Annotated in this window: 5 protein-coding genes; all 5 read right to left on the bottom strand. The window is 62.3% G+C overall.

From position 1 onward, the window contains the following. Positions 1-153 precede the first annotated feature (153 nt). Complete coding sequence (locus AC16XC_RS11440; protein ID WP_484034786.1) at positions 154-1995, bottom strand: M2 family metallopeptidase; 1842 nt, start codon at positions 1993-1995, stop codon at positions 154-156. An 89-nt stretch (positions 1996-2084) separates the two neighbouring features. Beyond that, positions 2085-2840, bottom strand: coding sequence for an alpha/beta fold hydrolase (locus AC16XC_RS11435; protein WP_484034785.1), 756 nt, complete (start codon positions 2838-2840; stop codon positions 2085-2087). Further along, a complete protein-coding gene (locus AC16XC_RS11430; RefSeq protein ID WP_484034784.1) occupies positions 2837-3283 on the bottom strand; it encodes a GFA family protein in 447 nt (148 codons plus the stop codon). Before AC16XC_RS11430 ends, AC16XC_RS11435 begins: the two co-directional genes overlap by 4 nt. A gap of 9 nt (positions 3284-3292) precedes the next feature. Continuing rightward, on the bottom strand, positions 3293-3919 hold the full coding sequence (locus tag AC16XC_RS11425; RefSeq protein ID WP_484034783.1) for a DUF2238 domain-containing protein: 627 nt from the start codon (positions 3917-3919) through the stop codon (positions 3293-3295). 23 nt (positions 3920-3942) lie between these two features. Next, positions 3943-4145, bottom strand: a 203-nt coding sequence (locus AC16XC_RS11420; protein ID WP_484034782.1) for an Asd/ArgC dimerization domain-containing protein, incomplete at its 5' end; no start/stop codon positions are given.

The raw sequence follows: 4145 nt of genomic DNA, 5'->3' as shown, positions 1-4145 counted from the left end.
GGCCGAGGGCCCGCGGCTGCACAGCCGCAAGCTGCGCGCGTTTAACGAACCGCCGTTCAGGTGAGGGAGTGGTAAGTAGGCAATAGGCAATAGGAATCAAGAAATAGATGATACGACCAAATTCCCACTGCCTATTGCCTATTGCCTATTGCCTCACCAGCCGGTCGGCTTGCCCTTGTTCTGCTCGTCGAGCCAGGTCTTGAGCGGGGCGAAATATTCCACCAGCGCCTCGCCGCTCATCTCGCGCGAACCGGTGAACGCTTCGAGCGCATCGGGCCAGGGCTTGGAAGCGCCCATTTCGAGCATGGCGTTGAGGTTTCTGCCGACTTCCCTGTTGCCGTAGAAGCTGCAGCGGTGAAGCGGCCCTTCCCAGTCGGCCTGTTCGCAGGCTGCCTTGTAGAACTGGAACTGCAGGATCCGCGCGAGGAAATAGCGCATATAGGGGGTGTTGCCCGGTATATGGTATTTCGCGCCCGGATCGAACGCGTTGGCCGGCCGCGCGACTGGCGGCGTGATCCCCTGGTATTCGCGCTTCAGGTCGACCCAGGCGTTGTTGTACTGGTCAGGCGTGATCGAACCGTCGAACACGCCCCAGCGCCATTTATCGACCAGCAGGCCGAACGGCAGGAACGCGACCTTGTCCATCGCCTGGCGCAGGAGCAGGCCGATATCCTTGTCGGCGCTGGGCACCCTGGATTCGTCGAGCAGGCCGATCTGGACGAGGTATCGCGGCGTGATAGAGAGCGCGATCGCATCGCCGATCGCTTCGTGGAACCCGTCATTGGCGCCGTTCAGGTAGAGATAGTCGAGATCCTTGTAGGCCCGCTGGTAGTAATTGTGCCCCAGCTCGTGGTGGACGGTGCGGAAATCGTCCGAATTGATCTTGGTGCACATCTTGATCCGCAAATCGTCCTTGTTGTCGAGGTCCCATGCGGAGGCATGGCAGACGACCTCGCGATCCTGCGGCTTCACGAACAGCGAGCGCTCCCAGAAGGTTTCCGGCAGCGGATCGAAGCCGAGCGAGGAGAAGAAGCCCTCGCCGTATTTGACCATGCCGATCTCGTCGACATTGTTCTCTTGGAGCAATTCGCCAATGTCGTAACCGATATCGCCGGAACCTGCCGGCGCGACCAGCGGATAGATATTGCCCCATTCCTGGGCCCACATATTGCCCAACAGGTCCGCCCGGATCGGACCGGTCGCCGGCTGCACCGCATCGCCATATTTCTCGTTGAGCTTCCAGCGGACATAGGTGTGCAGCGACTGGTAAAGCGGCTTGAGGTCCTGCCAGAGTTTCTCCGTGAGCGCTGCGAATTCTTCCGGCGGCATATCGTAGCCCGAGCGCCACATCGCCCCGACATCGGAGAAACCGAGTTCCTTGGCGCCGTCATTGGCGATCGCGACCATGCGGGCATAATCGTCCTTCATCGGGGTGCCGACATTGTTGTGCCAGCTTTCCCACATTTCCTTCAGCTCTGCCGGCGTGCGTTCGAGATTGCCCATCTGCTCTTCGGCATCGACACCGGGAATTTCCTCGCCGTTCAGCGTCGCCACGCCCTTGCCGTATTGCGACTGGAGATCGGTCGCGATCTCGTTGAGTTCGGTCGCGGCCCCTTCCGTCGTCGGTGCCGGCAGCACGATCCCGGTGCGAAGGATATCGAGCTTGCGCTTCACGTCCGGATCAAGCCCGTCGATCTTCGCATAGCGCGCGGCACGCAGCGCCAGATCGACCGACAGCTCGGTCCCTTCGGCTCCGGCTTCGGCCGCAAGGGCGTCGGTATCCTGAGTGATGTAGGTCGCGTTGATCCAGTAGATCTTGCTCGCCCGGTTCGAATAGTCGAGTAGCGCGGATTCGGCGGCCGCGACGAATTGCGCCGCGCCTTCGGGTGTTTCGGGATATTCGGTCTGCATTACCGCGTCGGGATCGGGCGCCTCGACCTTGGTGCAGGCGCTCGCTCCCAGCGCCAGGGCGCTGGCAAGCAATACGGATTTCATCGGGAATTTCATTGTCGGCTGCCTTTCGGGGAAGAAGTATTGTTTGAAACCGGTTTGGCCTGCCACGCGCACCAAATCAAGGTGTTTGACTAGTCCGACAGGAACGCTGCGATCGCCTCGCCCAGGTCCGGGCCGGTAACCGATCCCATGTGGGTTCCGGGGATCGATCTGAATTCGGCATCGGGCAGTGCGTCGGCCAGGGCCTCGGGCGAGCCATTGTCGCGATCGAGATCGCCGCACACCACCAGGGTCGGCATGGCGATGGCCGCCAGGTCGGCCCGGTCGATGTCGCCGACCGATTCCAGCAGCATCCACGCCGCCGCCCGGTCGGTGTTCATCGTCTTCATGAACTGCACGGCAAAAAATGCCGGTTCGCCCTGCTTGATCTCGTCAAAGCGCTCGATGGCATCGATGAAGAACTCGCGGCGAGATGCCCAGTCGCAGAGCCCTTCGAGCCCCATTCCGGCGAGCACCAGACGGCGCGGCGCCAGGCCCGAAATCACGCATTGAACAGAAATGCGCGCGCCCAATGAGAAGCCGGCCAGATCGTAGTCAGTCAGTCCAAGACGTTCGACCAACGCGGTGATATCCTTGACCAGCACATCGTCGGGATAGGCGGCGCGATTGTGCGGTGTGGCGCTGTCGCCGTGGGCGCGCAAATCGGGCATGATGACCTCGAAACCGGCGTCGACAAGCCGCTGCGCGTGCCCGAACTTGATCCAATTGGTCTCGGCATTCGAGAACAGCCCGTGGAGCAGGACGACCGGCCTGCCCGCCCCCATCTGGTGGACTTGCAGTTCGACGCCGTCGAACGATTTGAAATAGGTCGAGACCAGTTCGGTCATTCGGGCACGCTCCCGGTTGCCTTGCGCCATTTTTCGACCAGTTCGGGATAGTCGGTGGTCTTCTTGCGCGGAAGTCTCGATGTGTCGAGCCATGCCTCGTGCAGGCCCTCGACGCCGAAATGCCAGTGCGGGACAAGGTCCGACGGATCGTCGAATGTGCCCACTGTCAGATCCATGTTTTCGCCCTCGACGAACTGGAAACCGAGCGGCGAGCCGCAATTCGAACAGAATGACCGCTGCGCGATCGGGGAACTGCGGTACCAGTCGGGCTCCGTCTCCCATGTGCAATCGGCCTTGGCCAGGTGGACGAAGGCGGCGGCGAACCCGCCGGTCGCGCGCTGGCACATGCGGCAATGGCAGAGATAGGCCTTGTCGGTGTCGATCGTGGCGCGATAGCGGACCTTGCCGCATTGGCAGCCGCCGGACTTCACTTCGATAGCCATACGCGCCTCCTAGGCGATCCGCGAACCCCGCAGGCTCAGCCAGCTAGCTGACACGATTGCCCCCAGCGCGGCAAGCGCCATGTCCTTCTGGGCGTCCCACATGTCGCCTTGCTGGCCATTGTAATCGTCCGCCAGCGGCCCGGCCATGAACCAGGTGAGACAATATTCGAAGATCTCGTAGAGGCACGACATCGAAAGCACGAAGGCCAGCGCGACCCAGATCCCCGCCCGCCGGACCAGCCCCTTGATATGGCAGATTTCCATCACCGGGCGGACCATCAACAGCCCGAAAGCGAGATGCACCAGCCGGTCGTAATGGTTGCGGGTCCAGCCGGTCAGCTCCTGGAAGTTGCCGCCGGTGAGCGCGGCATACCATTCCTCATAGGGAATGTTCGAATAAGTGTAGCGTCCGCCGAGCGTGTGGAGCAGCAGGAACAGCACCACCTGCCCGAACGCCCTGTCGCTGATCGGCCAACGCTTCAGCAGGAAGGGCATGGCGATGAGCGCGAGCAGGGTCGGCCCGTGATGCAGCCAGGCGACAGCGGGATAGGGCTGGTCGATCTGGGCGAGCCCGAGCGCGATGGCGAGCAGGCCCAGCCAGGTCCATTGGAGCTTGCTGGGTATCCGGCGGGACACGAAATTCGGACCCGCCATCGCCCTCAACCCTTCTTCAAGTGACGGCGGCCGAGCAGTTCGGCGATCTGGACCGCGTTCAGCGCCGCGCCCTTCCTGAGATTGTCCGAAACGCACCACAGCGAGAGCCCGTTATCGACCGTCGGATCGTCGCGCACGCGGCTGATGAAGGTCGCCCCGTCGCCGACGCATTCGATCGGCGTGACGTAACCGCCGTCCTCGCGCTTGT

It is taken from the genome of Candidatus Andeanibacterium sp., assembly GCF_057143545.1.
This window is presented reverse-complemented; position numbering and strand designations above follow the sequence as displayed.